The organism is Mesorhizobium sp. P2_H9 (assembly GCF_056403215.1).
Map to the genome: position 1 here is coordinate 220126 of NZ_JBFUFX010000005.1, position 18328 is coordinate 238453.

Sequence of the window (18328 nt, forward strand, 5' to 3'; positions counted from 1 at the left end):
AATCGCGGCGTCGGGATAAGGAACGGGCCAGCCGGCCCGACCAACACGGAGGTAACCATGCCCCGCAACGCATTGCTGCTGCTTTCCCGTTTGCTGCTTGTCGCCCTGTTTATTCCGTCGGGCTTCCATGCACTTGCCGACATTGCCGGCACGACAGGCTATTTCGCCGGTCTCGGCCTGCCGCTGCCGACGCTGGCGGCCTGGGGAACGGGATTGTTCGAGCTGATCGCCGGACTGCTTATCCTGGTCGGCTTCAAGACGCCGATCGTGGCGCTGTTGCTGGCCGCGTTCTGCGTCGTTGCCGGCTTCATCGGCCATTACGGACAAGGCGCCGACGACCCGATGCTGAGCTTCCTGCATTCACAGATGCTAATGAAGGACATCGCCATAGCAGGCGGTTTCCTGGCGCTGGCGATGGCTGGTGCAGGTGCCTATTCCATCGACGGCCGAACATTCGGGATCGGGTCTGAGGCTACTTGACCGAAATGCTCGGCCCGCCCTCGACGGCCAGCACCAGCCGACGGTTGGTGATCCTTGCCAGCTGCGCCAGCCGGCCCGCCGGCCGCTCGCCGTAGAGATCGGCCAGCGACGCCGGCAGCACCAGCGCCAGTGCGCCATTGGGGCGGGGTTCCCATTTCAGCCTGGGCATGACGCCCGGCATTGCCGCCGTCAGCAAGTAGACGACGCGCAGCATCGCCGCCAGCACGCGGGCCCGCTCGAGATAACGCGGCGTCGCCAATCCACGAATCTCGGGGACGGCCTCGTTGAAGACCCCCTCGTGGCGAAACAGGCCGACAAGCGCCAGGAAGGCGCGGCCAGGGTGATCGACGCCGATGAAGGAGGCGTGGGCGATGATGTTGAGCGACTGCTTCCCGCGGTATTCCGGGTGCGCGCGCCAGCCGATGTCGGCAAGCAGGCAGGCCGCTTGACGATAACGCGCCTCGTCCTCGGTCTCGTCGATGCCGAAGGCAGCGAAGGCCTTGCCCGTCCATTCGACAAGCTCATGCGCATGGGTGACCGAGCGCGAGCGCAGCTGGGCCAGTTCCTCCGCCGCGGAAATCAGTGGATCGGCCTTCTGCTCGGCTTCACCCAGCAGCGAATAAAGAAAGCCCTCGCGTACGCCGAGCGCCGAGACGATGATCTTCGACGGCTGCATCGCCGCCATGATCTCCTGCAGCACGATCGCGCCATAGGGCAGCAACGAGCGACGATTCTTGGAGACGCCTTCGATGCCCCTCACCTTCTCGATCTCGCCCTTGGCCACTTGCTTCAGGAAGTTCGCAGCACTGTCGGCGCTGATTTCGTAGTGGTGCATGACGCCGAGCGGATAGTTGCTCATTTCCATGTGCAGCCGGGCAAGATTTCGCCAGGTGCCGCCGACCGAATAGAAGGCCCTGCCCTGCCCGCCCTTCAACAGCTTTGCCCGCGCCAGTTCCTCGCGCGCAATCTTTGCCGCCTGGGCGAGCGAGTTCTTGGCCATGTCCTGCAGGCGCAGGCCGCCCAGCGGCAGCGTGATGCCGTCGCCGATCGCCTCGCCATTGACGTCGATCAGTTCCAGGCTGCCGCCGCCAAGGTCGCCGGCAATGCCGTTGGCCGGGTGGAAGCCTGAGATGACACCGAGCGCCGAATAATGCGCCTCCTCGCGGCCGCTCAGCACCCGGATCTCGGTCTTGAGCACATCTTCGGCGCGATGGATGAAGTCGGGACCATTGACCGCCTCGCGGGCGGCGGCGGTCGCCAGCACATACATGTGCTCGGCGCCGACCTGGTCGGAAAGGGCGCGGAAACGCCGGAATTCTTCCATCGAGCGCGTTACCGCCTCGGGATCGAGCTTTCCGGTCGAAACGATGCCGCGGCCGAGGCCGGCCAGCATCTTTTCGTTGAACAGCGTGGTCGGAGAACGCGCCAGCCCTTCATAGATGACAAGGCGGATCGAGTTCGACCCGATGTCGATGATGGACAGCGGTCGGCGGTCCTGAAGCCGGCCCTGGGACGTTGCAATCATCAGCCGGACGCTGCGGCGTTTTTCTTGCGGCGCTTGAACTGCGCGATGCGCTTGGGCGCATGCGACTTCAGCGCATCGCCCCGTCCCGACAGGCTCGGATTGGTCATGAAATATTCCTGCGCGTTGAACGGTTCCTCACCCTCCTCCAGCATCACGCGCCGGGAGGTTCCGTCTGCCAATACGTCGAAACTTTGCTGGTTGTCCATGATGTTGCCCAGCATGATCTGGCCAAGGATCTGTTCATGCACAGTTGGATTGGTGATCGGCACCATGGTCTCGACGCGGCGGTCGAGATTGCGCGGCATCAGGTCGGCCGAGGYGATGTAGACGATCGCCTCGTCGGACGGCAGGCCATGGCCGTTGCCAAAGCAAAAGATGCGGCTGTGTTCAAGGAAACGGCCAACGATCGACTTGACCCTGATGTTTTCCGACAGGCCCGGCACCTGTGGCCGCAGGCAGCAGATGCCGCGCACGACGAGGTCGATCTCGACGCCGGCACGGCTGGCGTCATAGAGCGCGTCGATGATGATAGGGTCGACGAGCGCGTTCATCTTCATCCAGATGCGCGCTGGCCTGCCCTCGAGCGCATGGCCAACCTCGTCGGCGATGTGCTTCAAGATGCGGCTTCTGAGCGTAAACGGCGAAATGGCCAGCCGCATCTCATCGGTCGGCTCGGCATAGCCGGTGATGAAGTTGAACAGCTGGGCGACATCGCGCGCAATGGTCGGATCGGTGGTGAAGAAGGACAGGTCGGTGTAGATGCGCGCGGTGACCGGATGGTAGTTGCCGGTGCCGAGATGCACGTAGTTGCGCAGCTTGCCGTCCTCGCGCCGCACCACAAGCGACATTTTGGCGTGGGTCTTCAGTTCGAGGAAACCGAACACGACCTGGACGCCGGCGCGCTCGAGGTCGCGCGCCCAGCGGATGTTGGCCTCCTCGTCGAAGCGCGCCTTGAGCTCGACCAGCGCTGTCACCGACTTGCCGGCCTCGGCGGCGTCGACCAGCGCCCGCACGATCGGGCTGTCGTTTGAGGTGCGATACAGCGTCTGCTTGATCGCCACCACTTCCGGGTCGGCCATCGCCTGGCGAAGGAACTGCACCACCACGTCGAAGGATTCGTAAGGGTGGTGAACGACGATGTCCTTCTCGCGGATGGCGGCGAAACAGTCGCCGCCATGCTCGCGGATGCGTTCGGGAAAGCGCGGATTGTAGGGCGTGAACTTGAGGTCGTCGCGGGCCACGGCGACGATTTCGGAGATCTGGCTGAGCGCCAGCGGACCGGTCAGAACGCTGATGCGGCTCGACGACACGCCAAGCTCGCCGGCGACGAAGTCGCGCAACTCGCTGGGCATCAACCTGTCGAACTCGATGCGGATGACCGAGCCGCGGCGGCGGCGCTTCAGCGCCGTCTCGAACAGGCGCACGAGATCCTCGGACTCTTCCTCGACCTCGATATCACTGTCGCGGATGATGCGGAATGTGCCGGAGCCCTTGACCTCGTAGCCGGGGAACAGCTTGCCGATATAGAGGCCGACCGCCTCTTCGAGCGGGATGAAGCGGACATGATGCTTGCGGTCGGGCAGACGGATAAAGCGCTTCAATGCAACCGGCAGGCGCAACAGCGCGCTCATCTCCTCGCCATTCTTGCGATGACGCAGTTGCAGCGCCATCGAGAAACCGAGATTGGGAATGAACGGGAACGGGTGCGCTGGGTCGATCGATAGCGGGGTCAGCACCGGAAACACCTGCTCCTGGAAATGGTCTTCCAGCCAGACCTTCTCGTCCTTGGTCAGGGCGTCGCGGGCGATGCTCTCTATGCCTTCCTTGTTGAGCAGCAGCATCAGCGCCGAAAGGCTCTTCTGCTGGTCCTCCTGCAGGCGCTCGACCTCACGCAGCAATTGTTCGAGCTGCTGCTCCGGCGTGCGGCCGTCCGGGCTCTTGAGCGTGATGCCCTCGCGCACCTGGCCGGCGAGACCGGCGACGCGGACCATGAAGAACTCATCGAGATTGGCTGCCGAGATCGACAGGAAGCGGACGCGTTCGAGCAGCGGATGATTGAGGTTCAGCGATTCTTCGAGAACGCGGCGGTTGAATTGCAGCCAGGAAAACTCGCGGTTGACGAAACGGTCGGGGTTGCCGCCTTCGGAGCTGGCCTTCTCCACGGTGGTGAATTCGCTCTGTACCGGCTTCAGTTCGTTCATGGTTCCTGCTCTTCTCGACTGCTCAGCCGGTTAACCGGCTTAACTTATCCTGTGACAGGCTTTTGCGACAGTTTCATTTCATCGATCTTGCAAAGAGACGGGTTATGATCCAGATGCAATTCTACGAGAGAGCAAGGAGACGACGATGGCAGGCGGTTCCATTCCCCATTTCCAGAACGATGCGGGCCACGCGGCGATCGACATCGGCGTTAGGGAATTCATGTGCACCGGCGCCAATCCGCCTTTCGACCATCCGCATGTGTTTCTCGACATGGGCGACGACGATGAAAAAGTCTGCCCCTATTGCTCGACGCTCTATCGCTATTCGTCAAAGCTGAAGGCAACGGAAACGGCGCCGGCCGGGTGCCTGTATATCGACCAGGCCGCCTGATTCTTTCGCGACGATCCCAATGAGCGACATGCAGTCCCGGCAGATCGTTATCGCCGGGGCGGGTGTTGCGGGGCTGACCGCTGCCCTAGCGTTCGCCGAGCGCGGCTATCCGATAAAGCTGTTCGAACAAGCGCCGCGCCTCGAAGCGGCTGGCGCCGGCATCCAGCTTTCCCCCAACGCAACGCGCATCCTTCGCCAGCTCGGCGTGCTCGACCGGCTGTCGCCGGCAGCGGTGCGGCCGGAGGCGGTCGTGCTTAGGGATGCAGGAACATTGCGCGAATTGGCGCGCGTCCCGCTTGGCGACTTGGCCGAAAAGCGCTGGCAGGCCCCCTACCTCGTCGCTCACCGCGCCGATCTGCAAAACGCGCTGATGGCGCGCGTGGCGGAATTGCCTGGCATCAAGCTTGTCACCGGCGCGCGCGTCAGCGGCGTCGCCAAGGGGCCGCATGGCCTCATCGCAACGACTGAGATTGGCGACAAGAGCGTCGAGGCCGAGGGGTTCCTGCTGATCGGCGCCGATGGTGTCTGGTCGGCGACCCGTGCTGCTGCCGGGTTTTCGTCCAGAAACCGGTTTTCGGGCGAACTCGCCTGGCGCGCCACGGTCAGCGCCGACAGCGCCGCCGGAAAAGCCTTCGCGGCGATCGCTGCAACCGACTGCGTCACCACCTTCCTGCATCCCGGCTTCCACCTCGTAGCCTACCCCGTCAGCAAAGGCACCGCCTTCAACCTTGCTGCGTTCACCAAGGGTGAGATCATCGCCGAGGGTTGGTCCGGCAATGCCGACGTCAAGATCCTCACCAGCGCCATGCGCGGCACGGCGCCGGCACTGGCCCGGCTGGTCGAAGAAGCCGGGCCGTGGACGGCGTGGCCGATCCATACAGTGGACCAGCGCCAGCCCTGGACGACGTCGGATGGCATCGCGCTGATCGGCGATGCGGCGCATGCGATGACGCCGTTTGCCGCACAGGGCGCGGCGATGGCGATCGAGGATGCCGCAACGCTTGCCGGCTTCGTCGCCGCCTTGCCTGCCGATCTCCAGGGTGCGCTTGCCGCGTGGGAACAGGAACGGCGTCCGCGTGTAGCAAAAGTTGCCCGCCGTGGCGCCGTCAACCGGCTCGCCTGGCATGCTGCGGGGCCGGTGGCGATGGCCCGCAATCTGTTCCTGGCGACGCGCTCGTCCGAAAAGCTCGCCTCAGACCTGGACTGGCTCTATGGCTGGCGGGTGCCCGAAACCGTCGGACGTCGATAGCTAATCATAAAGCCGCATCGACAGGCCGAGCGAGACCGGCAACGGGTTCCACCAGCCGGTGCGCAGGCCGGCTGTGCGCAAGGCCGCCGCCGTCCAGGTGTTGCAGCCGACCAGTGCATTGAAATGGCCATTGGCTTCATAAAAGCCGTCATATCTGGAATAGGCCGCATCCGGGACAAGGATCGGTCCGTTCGGCCCTTGCTGGAAGCTCGCTTCGATGAAATCGAGCAGCGCAGCAAAACGCTCCTCGCCGATGTCGAAGCCGGTGACGTCGGGACGCGGTTCGGCGATGTCGCCGACGATATCGACATGCATGACCGAGGCATCCAGCGTCAACGCCTTTAGCACCGGCACCGCTTTCAGTTCGGACCAGGTCGGCGTCTCCAGATAGAAAGCGCGGCCGCCCCAGCCGAAGACGATGTAGCGAACTTCAGCACCATCGGCCGGAATGCCGGCATCGACAAGGAAATGGAAGCGCTGACGCACGCGGTCATCGACCGGAATGGCGATATCGGTGTGGATCGGGTTTTTCAGCACGAGGATATGCCGCGTCGCGGCGGCGCTGGCATTGGCCGTCCGCCACAGCGGGCGCGGCACCAGTGTACCCAGCGCCATGGCAAGCGCTGCCAGGACGATGAACAGGCCAAGGATGCGCCCGAGCTTCTTCATCGATGGCGTCCTTGCGCCCTGCCGCTACACAACGAACACTGCCTCAGCCGATCCATACGAAAAAGAGCCCGGCCGGGTTTCCGGCCGGGCTCTTCGTTTCGCATTGAAATCGTCAGTGCAGGATCTGCGACAGGAACAGCTTCGTCCGCTCATGGCGCGGGTGATCGAAGAACTCGGCCGGCGTGTTCTGTTCGACGATCTGGCCCTGGTCCATGAAGATCACCCGGTTGGCAACCTTGCGGGCAAAGCCCATTTCGTGGGTGACGCACAGCATGGTCATGCCCTCTTCGGCGAGGCCCACCATCGTCTCCAGCACTTCCTTGATCATTTCCGGGTCGAGTGCCGAGGTCGGCTCGTCGAACAGCATGATGCGCGGGTTCATGCACAGTGAACGGGCAATCGCCACGCGCTGCTGCTGGCCGCCTGAGAGCTGACCTGGATATTTGTTGGCCTGCTCCGGGATTTTCACACGCTTGAGGAAGTGCATGGCGATTTCCTCGGCCTGCTTCTTCGGTGTCTTGCGCACCCAGATCGGCGCCAGCGTGCAGTTCTCCAGGATGGTCAGATGCGGGAACAGGTTGAAGTGCTGGAACACCATGCCGACCTCGCGGCGCACCTCGTCGATCTTCTTCAGATCGTTGGTCAGCTCCTTGCCGTCGACGATGATCTTGCCCTTCTGGTGTTCTTCCAGCCGGTTGATGCAGCGGATCATCGTCGATTTGCCGGAGCCCGAAGGACCGCAGATGACGATGCGCTCGCCGCGCATGACCTTCAGGTTGATGTCCTTCAGCACATGGAATTCGCCGTACCATTTGTGCATGGCGATGATGTCGATGGCGACATCGGTGGTCGAGATGTGCATCTTCTTGGCATCGACCTTGATCTCTTCCGCGCTGACCGCATTTTCTATGACCATGGCAGGGTCCCCTTTTGTTTTTAGCGTTTGTGGCCGGTGTCGAGCCGGCGTTCCGTGTACATTGAATAGCGCGACATGCCGAAGCAGAACAGCCAGAAGACGAAGGCCGCGAACACCAGGCCGGACTTCGCCGTTACCGGCGTTGCCCAGTTGGGGTCGGAGAAGTTCTGTTTGACGATGCCGAGCAGGTCGAACATCGAAATGATCGAGACCAGGCTGGAGTCCTTGAACATGCCGATGAAGGTGTTGACGATGCCTGGAATGACCAGCTTCAGCGCCTGCGGCATGACGACGAAATACATTTTCTGCCAGTAGCCGAGGCCGAGCGAATCGGCGCCTTCATACTGGCCTTTCGGAATGGCCTGCAGGCCACCGCGTACCACCTCGGCCATGTAGGCGGCCGAGAACAGCGACACGCCGATCAGCGCGCGCAGGAACTTGTCGAAGGTGACGCCGGCCGGCAGGAAAAGCGGCAGCATGACGCTGGCCATGAACAGGACGGTGATCAGCGGTACGCCGCGCACGGTCTCGATGAAGATCACGCATAGCGTTTTGACGATGGGCATCTTCGAACGCCGACCGAGCGCCAGCACGATGCCGAGCGGCAGCGAAACGACGATCGCGACGAAGGAGAGCGACAGCGTCACCATGAGCCCGCCCCAGCGCGAGGTCTCGACCAGAGGCAGCCCGAACACTCCGCCCGAAAGCAGGATGAAGGATACGATCGGCAGCACGAGGAGCAGAAGGATGGCGTTGAGGCCCTTGCGCGGCGCCTTGGGCATCAGCATCGGCACGAGCAGCGCGACCAGCAATATGCCGACCAGGATCGGCCGCCAGCGCTCCTCGACCGGATAGGTGCCGAACAGGATCTGGCCGAACTTGGCATTGACAAAGGCCCAGCAGGCGCCGGACCAGCCGTCGGGCTGGATACCGCCCTGCGCCTGCGCAGCCGTGAGACAGACGGTGCGGTCGGCGCCGGTCCATTGGGCGTTGATGAAAGCCCAATTGATGATTTGCGGCAGGATTAGCGCCACCAGAGCGATACCGATGATGGTCAGGACTGTATCGCTGACCGAACCGATCAGGTTCTTGCGAACCCAGGCACCCATACCGGTTACCCCGGCCGGTGCAGGCTGCGCCAGCACCATTTCCGTCCGGACCCAGGACATGTCGTGTTCTTGCATGGCCCTACCTCTCCACCAGCGCCATCTTGGCGTTGAACCAGTTCATGAACAGCGAGGTGAGCAGGCTGATCGACAGGTAGACCGTCATCATGATCAGCACGCACTCGATCGCCTGGCCGGTCTGGTTGAGCACGGTGCCGGCGGTTGCCGTCAGATCGGGATAGCCGATGGCGATGGCCAGTGAGGAGTTCTTGGTCAGGTTGAGGTATTGGCTCGCCAACGGCGGGATGACGATGCGCATCGCCTGCGGCACCACGACCAGACGCAGCGCCTGTCCCGACCGCAGGCCGAGCGCCTCCGAGGCCTCGCTTTGGCCCCTTGCCACGCCGCGAATGCCGGCGCGCACGATCTCGGCAATGAATGCGGCGGTATAGAACGACAGGGCGAGATAAAGCGAAAGGAACTCCGGCTTGACGACGAAGCCGCCGGTCAGGTTGAAGGTCGATTGTTTTGGAAAATCAAAGCTCAGCGGGAAGCCGCTCAGCGCGAAAGCAAGCAGTGGCAGTCCGACGATCAACGCCAGCGACGTCCAGAACACCGGGAATTGCTGGCCAGTCGCCATCTGCCGCTGGTGTGCCTTACGGGCGACGAACCACGCCATGGCGATGCCGACAAGAAAGGCGACGAAGATCAGCCAGGAGCCGTCGCCCCACACGGCGCGCGGAAAGTAGACGCCGCGCTGATTTAGAAGGGAACCGAACGGCAGATGAATGCTTTCCTTCGGCGTCGGCAGCACGGCCAGCACGCCGGAGTACCAGAAGAAGATGACCAGCAGCGGCGGGATGTTGCGGAAAGTCTCGACATAGACCGTACAGATCTTCTGGATCAGCCAGTTACGCGACAGCCGGCCAATACCGACAAAGAAGCCGACGATGCTTGCTGTGACAATGCCGACAGCGGCGACAATCAGCGTGTTGATGATGCCGACGATGATGGCGCGACCGTAGGTCGAATCCGACGTGTAGGCGATGGCGCTGTCAGAGATGTCGAAGCCGGCGCGCCCCCTGAGGAAGCCGAACCCCGATGCGATGTGAAGGCGCGTAAGATTGTCGATGACGTTGTTGACGATCCACCAGACGCCCCCCACCAGCAGAACGACGACCACCGCCTGGAAGACAAAACTGCGGACTTTCGGATCGTTGATGAAGGAACCGCGGCTCGGCTCCTCGCGAAGAACTTCCTGCGATGCCATTTGACCGTCCCCTGGAAAGAGAAACCGGAAGGCAGAGGATCTGCCTTCCGGATCACATTTCGATCAGCGGATCGGCGGAGCGTATTGCAGGCCGCCCTTGGTCCACAGTGCGTTGATGCCGCGCGCGATCTTCAGCGGGCTGCCCGAGCCGACATTGCGTTCGAACATTTCGCCATAGTTGCCGACCGCCTTGACGATGTTGATGACCCAGTCATTGGAGACGCCGAGATCGGTGCCGATCTTGGTGTCGGCTTCCTGGCCGAGCACGCGCTTGATCTCTGGGCTTTCCGAGGCCTTCATCTCGTCGACATTGGCCTTGGTGATGCCGAGTTCTTCGGCGTCGAGCAGCGCGAAATAGGTCCATTTGACGATGTGGTACCACTGGTCATCGCCCTGGCGCACGGCCGGTCCAAGTGGTTCCTTGGAGATGATCTCGGGCAGCACGACATGGTCGGCCGGCGCACCCAGCGTCAGACGGATGCCATAGAGGCCCGACTGGTCGGTCGTGTAGACGTCGCAACGGCCGGCGTCATAGGCGGCGTTGACCTCTTCCAGCTTTTCGAAGACGACCGGATTGTACTCCATCTTGTTGGCTTTGAAGTAGTCGGCCAGATTGAGCTCGGTCGTGGTGCCGCTCTGCACGCAGACGGCGGCGCCCGAAAGCTGCAGTGCGGAATTCACGCCCGGCAACTTCTTGGCGTTGATCATGAAGCCCTGGCCGTCATAGTAGGTGACGCCGATGAAGTTCAGGCCAAGTGCCGTGTCGCGGTTGATGGTCCAGGTGGTGTTGCGCGACAGGATGTCGACTTCGCCAGACTGCAGTGCGGTGAACCGCTCCTTGGCGCTGAGCGGCGTGAACTTGACCTTGGTGCCGTCGCCGAAGACGGCGGCCGCCACAGCGCGGCAGAAATCCGCATCGATGCCTTGCCATTCACCCTTGTCGTCGGGCGCCGAGAAACCGGCCAGACCGGTCGAGACGCCGCATTGAATGAAGCCCTTCGCCTTGACTGTGTCCAGCGTGCCTGCCGAAGCGGCCGAAGCCATCAATCCGAGCGCGGCGGCTCCAAAAATGCCAATTGCAATATGTTTCATAACCCACAGACCCTTCTTCTGTTTTTCAGGCAAACCCTGATCATTGTTCCCGTGCGTGAACGTAGCCCCCTTCCGATCTATTCCCGAAACCCGCATCGTAATCGACGCGCTGCCTCCCATTCACGAACTGCATCGAAGGCGATTATTCCTGTGAGGTCAAGGGAAATGACCGAAACCCAATGCGTTTGAAAACCAATTGCCGGAAATGCCTGAATTGCAGACAAGAGCGTCAGGAAATTTGCAAGCCGCGCAAACAAAATTGGCAAAGTCCTATCCGCGCAAATTCGCGCGGCGCCTGTGGAACTTGTCCTCCGGCATTGCTCTGCACGACTGCCTTTTGTCGCGATCAATTGGCATGGTCTGCCCTTGCGCTGGCGCGCTCAAACCGCTCCGGCAAGGAGCCAGAGACCGGCACCCGCCATCAGCACCCCGGAGATGCGGGGAATCAGTTGGCCGGCCGGAACTGTCTTCTCCAGAAGAATGAGGATGGCGATGCCGGCGATCCACAGGACGTTCATGACACCGCCGACGAACAGCAGCGCCATCAGCGCCCAGCAGCAGCCAAGGCAATAGGCGCCATGCTCGGCCCCGAACCGCAGGGCACCAAGCGGATCGGACCGGAACCCGCCGTGACTGGCCAGGAACGCGATCGGCGCCTGGCATTGTCGCAGGCACACCGCCTTCAACGGCGTCCATTGATAGAGGCCGGCGGCGACCAGAACGAGGCCGGCCAGTATCCTGCTGTTGGTTGCCATCGTCGGACTCAGCAAGGTGAGACCAGCCAGCAGCCATTGCGCGCCGGTCGCCACAACGCTGAAGGCAACCCAGACCAGCAAATAGCCGGTGAAAAACCATGCCGTCGATGCGATCGGCCGGCCGCTCGCGCGCGCCTGGCGGCCAACGCCGGCATAGAGTAGCAGCATCGGCGCAACCGATGGCGTCATCATGCCGACCATCATCACCGCCCACATGGCGAAGATGAAAGCGAAATCGGCCGGTGCCCAGACCCGGAAACCGGGCGTCGCCGTGGCGCCCATATCCATGCCGCCCATATTCATACCCGACATGTCCATGCCCGCCATGTCACCGGCTGCGGCGCCCGGCGCGGCGACATCGGGCGCCGTCATGTCGGCGGCGAGCCACAGCACATAGGCCCAGGCGAGCACGGCAATGATGACAAGCGCAACCGTCACGACCGCGCGGTCGCGCCGCAACACCGCCTCAAGGGCCGAGTCGCTCATTGGATCAGGTCAATGCACGACGCCGCTTTGCGTGAGATGCATAATGGCGAAATGGCTGTGGGAGTCTGCCAGCTCGAACTTGATCGGACCGGACGCTTTGGTCCAGCCGCGCCCGGCCTCGGCGAGCGCGTATTCGAAGCCGTGCGGCAGATCGATGCGCGCCCGATGCTCAGCGCCGGTGACCGGATTCTTGATCGGCTCGCCGTGCCCCTCGGTTACGCCCGGCACATGCAGCGTGGCCTTACGCGCGTCGATGTCGATCTTGAAGTCGATGGCGGCGAAGATCGGATCGTGGACCTTTTCCAATGTGGTCGAGAAAACCTGGAATATGGTCGCGCCGGGTTCGGTGTCCTGGCCGCTGAGAATGCGCAGCAGCGCTCCGCGCTGCGCATCGGTCGCCCGTTCGTCGATGACCACCGCAGCCTCGCCCTTGCCTTCATGGATCGGGCCCGGCCAGCGAAAGACCCCGGCAAACCGCAAGCCGTCAAGCTTGGTCTCGCCATGATAGCCGTGCTCGATCTCCATGCCGGCGACCGCCTGGCAGAATCCGTGCGTCGGCAATGCGTTGAACTGGCATGGGCAGCCATAGGCGCAGTTGCAGTTGGTGAATTCGCGCGCCTTTATCATCCATTTGACGTCGGTCATGGCATTCCTCCCCTTTGCCTCGCTCATGCTCTGTGAGCGAGATACCCGGATCGGAGGGATCTGGACGTCAACCGGCAAAAACCGTCCGGTAGCATCTGATCGAGGCAATCCGGCGATAAGTATTAGTATTCAATTATATATCTTTCGCAGCCACCCACAAGGCCGATCGGCGGGGGACCGGCGGGGCGCCCTGGCCAGGCATTGCCGGTGATCACGCCAGCGCGGGGCGGATCAGCGTTACCGACTTCTGCTGGCATGAATTGGCATATCCAAAGACCGTTGCCTGGCCGGCGTCGGGCTGTTGCACGGCCAGTGCCGCCGCACTATGGCTAGCGCCTCACCACAAGGCGAACAGCAATGGCAAAAGACGGCAACGAGATGGGCATCAACACGCGGCTTGCCCATTCCGGCAACAACCCGCACGACTATTTCGGCTTCGTCAATCCGCCGGTCGTGCATGCCTCGACCGTTCTCTACCCCAATGCCGCGACGATGGCCGCGCGCAGCCAGAAATACACCTACGGCACGCGCGGTACGCCGACCACTGACGCGCTGGCGCATGCGATCGACGCGCTGGAAGGCTCGGCCGGCACGATAATCGTGCCGTCGGGCCTGGCGGCGGTGACCATTCCGCTGCTGGCTTTCCTGTCGGTGGGCGATCACGTTTTGATCGTCGATTCCGTCTATCATCCGACCCGCAATTTCGCCGACACGATGCTGAAGCGGTTGGGTGTCGAGGTCGAGTATTACGATCCATATGCCGGCGCCGGCATCGCCAAGCTGATCAAGCCCAACACCAGGGTCGTGTTCACGGAATCGCCGGCTTCAAACACTTTCGAGGTGCAGGACGTCCCGGCCATCGTCAAGGCGGCGCATGCGGCCGGCGCCATCGTCATGATGGACAACACCTGGGCGACGCCGCTCTATTTCCGCCCGCTCGACCATGGCGTCGACATTTCGATCCATGCGGCGACGAAATATCCGGCCGGCCATTCCGACGTGCTGCTCGGCACCGTGTCGGCCAACGAGGCCTGCTGGAAACAGCTCTATGAGAGTTTTTGCACAATGGGGTGCTGCGCCGGGCCGGACGATGTCTACCAGGTGCTGCGGGGCCTCCGCACCATGGGCGTGCGGCTGGAGCACCACCAGAAAAGCGCGCTTGAAATCGCCGCTTGGCTGGAGGGGCAGACCGGCGTCGCCAGGGTGCTGCACCCGGCACTGCCCAGCCACCCGGACCACGCTCTGTGGAAGCGCGATTTCTGCGGCTCGAGCGGCATCTTTTCCATCGCGCTCAAAGGCGGCGGCCAGAAACAGCAGCACGCCTTCCTCGACGCGCTGAAAATCTTCGGCCTTGGCTATTCCTGGGGCGGCTATGAGAGCCTCGCCGTGCCGGTCTGGCTCGGCGACCGCCTCGTCGCCAAGGGTGCCTATGACGGTCCGCTGATCCGCCTGCAGATCGGGCTCGAGGATGTCGAGGATCTGAAAGCCGACCTGTCGCGCGGCCTCGCCGCGGTTGCCGCAGCCACCTGAACGGAACCTGCACGGATGAATCCTGTACTGAAAGGAATGGCCGGACGGCTGTCGCGAGATGCCGGATGTCGCAAAGACGGCCACGCAATGGCGACGCGCAATGTTATTTCCCTAATGCGCGTATTTCCGGATTGATTTGACTTCCCAACTCGGCAGCCCGCCCCCATTGCGGGGAGCTTCGAGCAATAACCCCAGCCGGACCCGTTCCAGAGCTTGCCATGGCCTTCCGCCTCTTTGTTCCCATTCTTGCCGGCGCGACGCTCCGCGAGCGCATCATCGCCTGTATCGGCGCGACGATCGGCATTGCGCTGACCGGCGCCATTGGCGGCCTGGTGCTGGGCAACGGCCCGCATGTGCCGCTGCTGGTGGCGCCGATGGGCGCGTCGGCCGTGCTTTTGTTCGCGGTGCCGGCAAGCCCGCTGGCGCAGCCTTGGTCGATCATCGGCGGCAACACGATATCGGCGCTGATCGGAGTGATCGTAGCGCATTTCATCCACGAACCGGCGCTCGCCACCGGCATTGCCGTGGCGCTGGCGATCGCGGCGATGTCGTTCGCGCGCTGGCCTGCATCCGCCGGGCGGGGCCGCTGCATTGACCGCTGTGTTCGGCGGCCCGGCCGTCATCAGCGCAGGCTTCCTATTTCCCTTCGTGCCGGTGGCGCTGAACTCGATCGTGCTTGTCGCGCTCGGCTACGGCTTCCACAGGCTATCGCGGCGCAGCTATCCGCACGTGCCGGCCCCTGCCCCGCAAAGCACGCACGGAACCATCGATCCGCCGGCGCAGGAGCGCATCGGCTTCCGGCCAGAAGACATCGATGCCGCGCTCAGCGCACTCCACGAGACCTTCGACATCGACCGCAATGATCTCGAACGGCTGCTGCGACAGGTCGAATTGCAAGCGACGATGCGCGCACACCGGACCATGTTGTGCGAGGACATCATGTCGCGCGATGTGATTTCGGTCGATGAACACGCGCCTGCCGAACGGGCGCGCCATCTGCTGCTCGACCATAATATCCGGACGCTGCCAGTTGTCGACAAGGACGCCAGGCTGGTCGGCACGGTGGGATTGAGGGAACTGGCGCGAGCCGACGAAGCCGTCGCAAGCGTGACGTCGACAGCGTCGACCGCCGCCGCCGGCTCGCCCGCCATGGCCCTGTTGCCGGTGCTGACCGACGGCCGCACCCATGCAGTCATCATCGTCGATGACGACAGCCGCATCCTTGGCCTCGCGCGCAGGCTGCTGACAAGCCGTCGGCGGAAGCGGTACTCTAGGCGCCGACGGACCGGCGAAAAATAGTCGGGAACCTTTTGCCGGCGATGTCATCCAATGTCTTTGATCGAGGTTTCGGTCGGGGATTGGATACGAGGAACTGGCCATGCCTGCTGCCTTGACGGTGATGTCTGCCGCTTCCATCGAGATGGTGCTGGTGCGCCGCGCCATGGCACGCGAGGGCGATGCCTTCCGCTCGATCATGAAGACCCACAATCAACGGCTCTACCGCATCGCGCGTGGCGTGGTGCGCAACGATGCCGAGGCCGAGGACATCGTCCAGGAGGCCTATGTCAGCGCCTTTGCCCATCTCGATGCCTTTCGTGGCGACTCCTCGCTGGCCACGTGGCTGTCGCGCATCGTCATCAACGAGGCGCTCGGCCGTCTGCGCAAAAGAAGGCGAACGGTGGCGATGCCGGCAAACGCGCAAGCCGAAATCATCCAGTTTCCCCTCAATCCCAGCGACGATCCGGAGCGGACGATGGCGCAACGGTAGATCCTCGACCTTGTCGAACGAGCGACCGACAGCCTGCCCGATGTCTACCGGTCGGTGTTCGTGGCGCGGGTGATCGAGGGACTCAGCATCGAGGAGACCGCCGAGCTTCTCGGCGTGCGGCCCGAAACCGTCAAGACAAGGCTGCACCGCGCCCGCGCCTTGGTGCGCAAGGCACTGGACGACCAGATCGGTCCGGTGCTGCTCGACGCATTCCCCTTCGCCGGCCGGCGTTGCGACAGGCTGACCAGCGCCGTGATGCGGCGGCTCGGCCTGGAAAGCTGATCGTCGGCTGATTTGGCTGATTTTGGCGGGAACGTTTGTCGCCGCCCCGCATCCAATGACCGTCAACTGAAAAACACGACCCGGCGCGATCCCTGCGTCCGGGCGAAGGAGATGCCATGTCTATTCGTCACACTGCCGCCCTCGCCGCCTCGCTCCTGCTCGGCACGGCCCCGCTCGCACAGGCCGGGGACAAGCCGACCGACCCGCAAATCGCCCACATCGCCTACACGGCCGGCGTCATCGATGTGGAAGCCGCCAAGCTGGCGATCGAGAAATCAAAGACCAAGGAGGTTGTCGACTTCGCCAACGACATGGTGCGCGATCATGAAGCGGTGAACGTCCAGGCGCTCGACCTGGTCAAGAAGCTCAATGTGACACCGGAAGACAACGCCACCAGCCAGGCGTTGAGCAAGGCTGCGGAGGAAGAACGCGCCAAGCTCACCAAGCTCGACGGCGCTGCCTTCGACAAGGCCTATGTCGACAACGAGGTCGCCTACCACAAGCAGGTCAACGGTGCCCTTGAAACCCTGTTGATCCCGTCTGCGCAGAATGCCGAGCTGAAGAGCCTGCTGGAAACCGGCCTGAAGATTTTCCAGGGCCATGAGCAGCATGCCGAACACGTCGCCGGCATGTTGAAGTAAGGACAGGATCATGTCGAAGCGGCATCTGTGGATTGCCTTTGCTCTGGCCATCGGCATCGTTCCGGCACAGGCCGAAACCATCCAAGTCACCATCGACAAGCTTGTCTTTTCGCCAGCCGCCGTCGAGGCGAAGGTCGGCGACACGGTCGAGTGGGTGAACAACGATGTGTTCGCCCATACGGCGACCGTGAAGGGCGGCTGGGAGGTGATGATCCCGCCGAAGGCAACAGCAAGCCTGACGCTGAAGACGGCGGAAGCGGTCGATTATTTCTGCCGCTTCCACCCCAATATGAAAGGCCGTCTCGACGTGACGCCATGATGGTTTGAAACCGGCGGCGAAGCGATCGCTCTGCCGCCGGTTGTTGCAAGCTTCAGTCCTGGCTCGCTGCGCCCTGTGCAAGCAGCCACTCGATCATTTGCGCGGCCTGGGCGGGCGGGCGGTCCGGCGCCAGGATTGAGAGGCTGAGGCCGGTCGGGACGCGCTGCGGGAACGGCGCCACCAGCGAACCGGCGGCGAGAGCGCGCGCGACCAGAGCCTCATGCCCCATCAGAACGCCGGCGCCGTCGACGGCCGCCTGCAACGCCATGCTGTAGAGCGAGAACTCGGAGCCGGACTCTATCGACGGGCCTTTCAGTCCGGCAGCCTCGAACCACAGGCTCCAGTCGCCGGTCCAGGTGGTGTCCCAAAGCAGAAGCTGCGATGAGAGATCCGCCGGCGTTTTCAGCTGCCTGGCGAGCGCCGGCGCGCAGACCGGAAAGATCACGTCGTCGCAGAGCTTGAACGCGCGGCTGCCCCCAGGGGCATGCCTGGTCAGGAAGATGGCGAGGTCGAAGGGTTCACGCCTGAAGTCCGGCGGCTCCTCCAGCGCATGGATGGACGGGCGAAGGGCGGGAAGCGCAGCGCGAAGTGCCGGTAGATACGGAGCCAGCCAGAGCTGGGCGATGGATGGCAGTGCTGCGATGCTTACCTGCGATTTCGGAGCCCAGATGCGCAGTTCCTGGACGGCAAGGCCCATGGCATCGAACGCGGTGGAGAAGGCAGGCAGGGCCGCGCGCCCAGCCTCGGTCAGATGCAGCCCCTGGGCATGGCGCACGAACAGCGGCGAGCCGAGCCATGCCTCCAGGGCCTTGACCTGATGCGACACCGCCGCCGGGGTGACGCCAAGCTCGTCGGCCGCCTTGGCGAAGCTTTCATGGCGGGCGGCTGCTTCAAAGGCGCGCAAAGTGTTGAGGGGCGGCATTCGAGGTCGCGGCGGATTTACGGCCATCGTCCGACGTTCCCGGAAAACGTCGGCGGCCGATCTGGGCCGCCGACGCGGTGT

16 protein-coding genes and 2 pseudogenes are annotated in these 18328 nt (G+C 63.1%); 8 read left to right on the top strand and 10 right to left on the bottom strand.

The annotated features are described in order from the left end of the window. Positions 1 to 57 precede the first annotated feature (57 nt). Positions 58 to 480 carry a DoxX family protein gene (locus AC1DXN_RS11280; RefSeq protein ID WP_477273717.1) on the top strand — a complete coding sequence of 141 codons (423 nt, stop codon included), beginning with the start codon at positions 58 to 60 and terminating at the stop codon, positions 478 to 480. On the opposite strand, the gene ppx is transcribed toward AC1DXN_RS11280, so the two are convergent. After that, a complete protein-coding gene (gene ppx / locus AC1DXN_RS11285; protein WP_477273719.1) occupies positions 473 to 2005 on the bottom strand; it encodes an exopolyphosphatase in 1533 nt (510 codons plus the stop codon). The two genes, AC1DXN_RS11280 and ppx, sit on opposite strands and share 8 nt — an antisense overlap. Beyond that, positions 2005 to 4206 (bottom strand): RNA degradosome polyphosphate kinase, encoded by a 2202-nt coding sequence (locus AC1DXN_RS11290; RefSeq protein WP_477421547.1) that lies wholly within the window; start codon positions 4204 to 4206, stop codon positions 2005 to 2007. Before AC1DXN_RS11290 ends, ppx begins: the two co-directional genes overlap by 1 nt. Before the next feature lie 145 nt (positions 4207 to 4351). Between AC1DXN_RS11290 and AC1DXN_RS11295 the strand changes: the two genes are divergently transcribed. Further along, positions 4352 to 4597 (top strand): zinc-finger domain-containing protein, encoded by a 246-nt coding sequence (locus tag AC1DXN_RS11295; RefSeq protein ID WP_477242549.1) that lies wholly within the window; start codon positions 4352 to 4354, stop codon positions 4595 to 4597. A gap of 19 nt (positions 4598 to 4616) precedes the next feature. Further along, positions 4617 to 5846: an FAD-dependent monooxygenase gene (locus AC1DXN_RS11300; protein WP_477242547.1), complete on the top strand. Its 1230-nt coding sequence runs from the start codon at positions 4617 to 4619 to the stop codon at positions 5844 to 5846. Here the strand turns inward: AC1DXN_RS11300 and AC1DXN_RS11305 are convergent, their stop codons facing one another. The 7 genes from AC1DXN_RS11305 to AC1DXN_RS11335 all read right to left on the bottom strand — a co-directional run bounded on the left by AC1DXN_RS11305 (position 5847) and on the right by AC1DXN_RS11335 (position 12785). Further along, entirely contained in the window at positions 5847 to 6515 is a 669-nt protein-coding gene (locus AC1DXN_RS11305; RefSeq protein ID WP_477242545.1) for a TIGR02117 family protein, read from the bottom strand. A 112-nt stretch (positions 6516 to 6627) separates the two neighbouring features. After that, positions 6628 to 7431 (bottom strand): amino acid ABC transporter ATP-binding protein, encoded by an 804-nt coding sequence (locus tag AC1DXN_RS11310; RefSeq protein ID WP_477242543.1) that lies wholly within the window; start codon positions 7429 to 7431, stop codon positions 6628 to 6630. Between the two features lie 20 nt (positions 7432 to 7451). Beyond that, positions 7452 to 8615 carry an amino acid ABC transporter permease gene (locus AC1DXN_RS11315; RefSeq protein ID WP_477242541.1) on the bottom strand — a complete coding sequence of 388 codons (1164 nt, stop codon included), beginning with the start codon at positions 8613 to 8615 and terminating at the stop codon, positions 7452 to 7454. A gap of 4 nt (positions 8616 to 8619) precedes the next feature. Continuing rightward, positions 8620 to 9807: an amino acid ABC transporter permease gene (locus AC1DXN_RS11320; RefSeq protein WP_477242539.1), complete on the bottom strand. Its 1188-nt coding sequence runs from the start codon at positions 9805 to 9807 to the stop codon at positions 8620 to 8622. Positions 9808 to 9870: 63 nt separating this feature from the next. Then, a complete protein-coding gene (locus tag AC1DXN_RS11325; protein ID WP_477242537.1) occupies positions 9871 to 10899 on the bottom strand; it encodes an amino acid ABC transporter substrate-binding protein in 1029 nt (342 codons plus the stop codon). A gap of 380 nt (positions 10900 to 11279) precedes the next feature. Next, positions 11280 to 12140 (bottom strand): DUF2182 domain-containing protein, encoded by an 861-nt coding sequence (locus AC1DXN_RS11330; RefSeq protein WP_477273721.1) that lies wholly within the window; start codon positions 12138 to 12140, stop codon positions 11280 to 11282. A 9-nt stretch (positions 12141 to 12149) separates the two neighbouring features. Continuing rightward, on the bottom strand, positions 12150 to 12785 hold the full coding sequence (locus AC1DXN_RS11335; protein WP_477273722.1) for a DUF1326 domain-containing protein: 636 nt from the start codon (positions 12783 to 12785) through the stop codon (positions 12150 to 12152). Between the two features lie 357 nt (positions 12786 to 13142). Here AC1DXN_RS11335 and AC1DXN_RS11340 point away from each other — a divergent pair, with 357 nt between their 5' ends. From AC1DXN_RS11340 to AC1DXN_RS11360, 5 genes and pseudogenes are all read left to right on the top strand, one after another. Continuing rightward, positions 13143 to 14315: a cystathionine beta-lyase gene (locus AC1DXN_RS11340; protein WP_477273724.1), complete on the top strand. Its 1173-nt coding sequence runs from the start codon at positions 13143 to 13145 to the stop codon at positions 14313 to 14315. A 218-nt stretch (positions 14316 to 14533) separates the two neighbouring features. Next, positions 14534 to 15614, top strand: a pseudogene (locus AC1DXN_RS11345) (HPP family protein). Positions 15615 to 15693: 79 nt separating this feature from the next. Next, positions 15694 to 16365, top strand: a pseudogene (locus tag AC1DXN_RS11350) (RNA polymerase sigma factor). 116 nt (positions 16366 to 16481) lie between these two features. After that, complete coding sequence (locus tag AC1DXN_RS11355; RefSeq protein WP_477273726.1) at positions 16482 to 17006, top strand: DUF4142 domain-containing protein; 525 nt, start codon at positions 16482 to 16484, stop codon at positions 17004 to 17006. 10 nt (positions 17007 to 17016) lie between these two features. After that, on the top strand, positions 17017 to 17325 hold the full coding sequence (locus AC1DXN_RS11360) for a cupredoxin domain-containing protein (RefSeq protein ID WP_477273728.1): 309 nt from the start codon (positions 17017 to 17019) through the stop codon (positions 17323 to 17325). 52 nt (positions 17326 to 17377) lie between these two features. Here AC1DXN_RS11360 and AC1DXN_RS11365 read toward each other — a convergent pair whose 3' ends face one another. Next, a complete protein-coding gene (locus AC1DXN_RS11365; RefSeq protein WP_477273730.1) occupies positions 17378 to 18247 on the bottom strand; it encodes a LysR substrate-binding domain-containing protein in 870 nt (289 codons plus the stop codon). Between the last annotated feature and the right edge of the window lie 81 nt (positions 18248 to 18328).

Coding starts and splice junctions, on each gene's coding strand:
- ppx (WP_477273719.1), bottom strand. CDS start 2,005: ATGATTGCAACGTCCCAGGGCCGGCTTCAGGACCGCCGACCGCTGTCC.
- AC1DXN_RS11315 (WP_477242541.1), bottom strand. CDS start 8,615: ATGCAAGAACACGACATGTCCTGGGTCCGGACGGAAATGGTGCTGGCG.
- AC1DXN_RS11355 (WP_477273726.1), top strand. CDS start 16,482: ATGTCTATTCGTCACACTGCCGCCCTCGCCGCCTCGCTCCTGCTCGGC.
- AC1DXN_RS11320 (WP_477242539.1), bottom strand. CDS start 9,807: ATGGCATCGCAGGAAGTTCTTCGCGAGGAGCCGAGCCGCGGTTCCTTC.
- AC1DXN_RS11340 (WP_477273724.1), top strand. CDS start 13,143: ATGGCAAAAGACGGCAACGAGATGGGCATCAACACGCGGCTTGCCCAT.
- AC1DXN_RS11335 (WP_477273722.1), bottom strand. CDS start 12,785: ATGACCGACGTCAAATGGATGATAAAGGCGCGCGAATTCACCAACTGC.
- AC1DXN_RS11280 (WP_477273717.1), top strand. CDS start 58: ATGCCCCGCAACGCATTGCTGCTGCTTTCCCGTTTGCTGCTTGTCGCC.
- AC1DXN_RS11300 (WP_477242547.1), top strand. CDS start 4,617: ATGAGCGACATGCAGTCCCGGCAGATCGTTATCGCCGGGGCGGGTGTT.
- AC1DXN_RS11325 (WP_477242537.1), bottom strand. CDS start 10,899: ATGAAACATATTGCAATTGGCATTTTTGGAGCCGCCGCGCTCGGATTG.
- AC1DXN_RS11305 (WP_477242545.1), bottom strand. CDS start 6,515: ATGAAGAAGCTCGGGCGCATCCTTGGCCTGTTCATCGTCCTGGCAGCG.
- AC1DXN_RS11365 (WP_477273730.1), bottom strand. CDS start 18,247: ATGCCGCCCCTCAACACTTTGCGCGCCTTTGAAGCAGCCGCCCGCCAT.
- AC1DXN_RS11310 (WP_477242543.1), bottom strand. CDS start 7,431: ATGGTCATAGAAAATGCGGTCAGCGCGGAAGAGATCAAGGTCGATGCC.
- AC1DXN_RS11295 (WP_477242549.1), top strand. CDS start 4,352: ATGGCAGGCGGTTCCATTCCCCATTTCCAGAACGATGCGGGCCACGCG.
- AC1DXN_RS11360 (WP_477273728.1), top strand. CDS start 17,017: ATGTCGAAGCGGCATCTGTGGATTGCCTTTGCTCTGGCCATCGGCATC.
- AC1DXN_RS11330 (WP_477273721.1), bottom strand. CDS start 12,140: ATGAGCGACTCGGCCCTTGAGGCGGTGTTGCGGCGCGACCGCGCGGTC.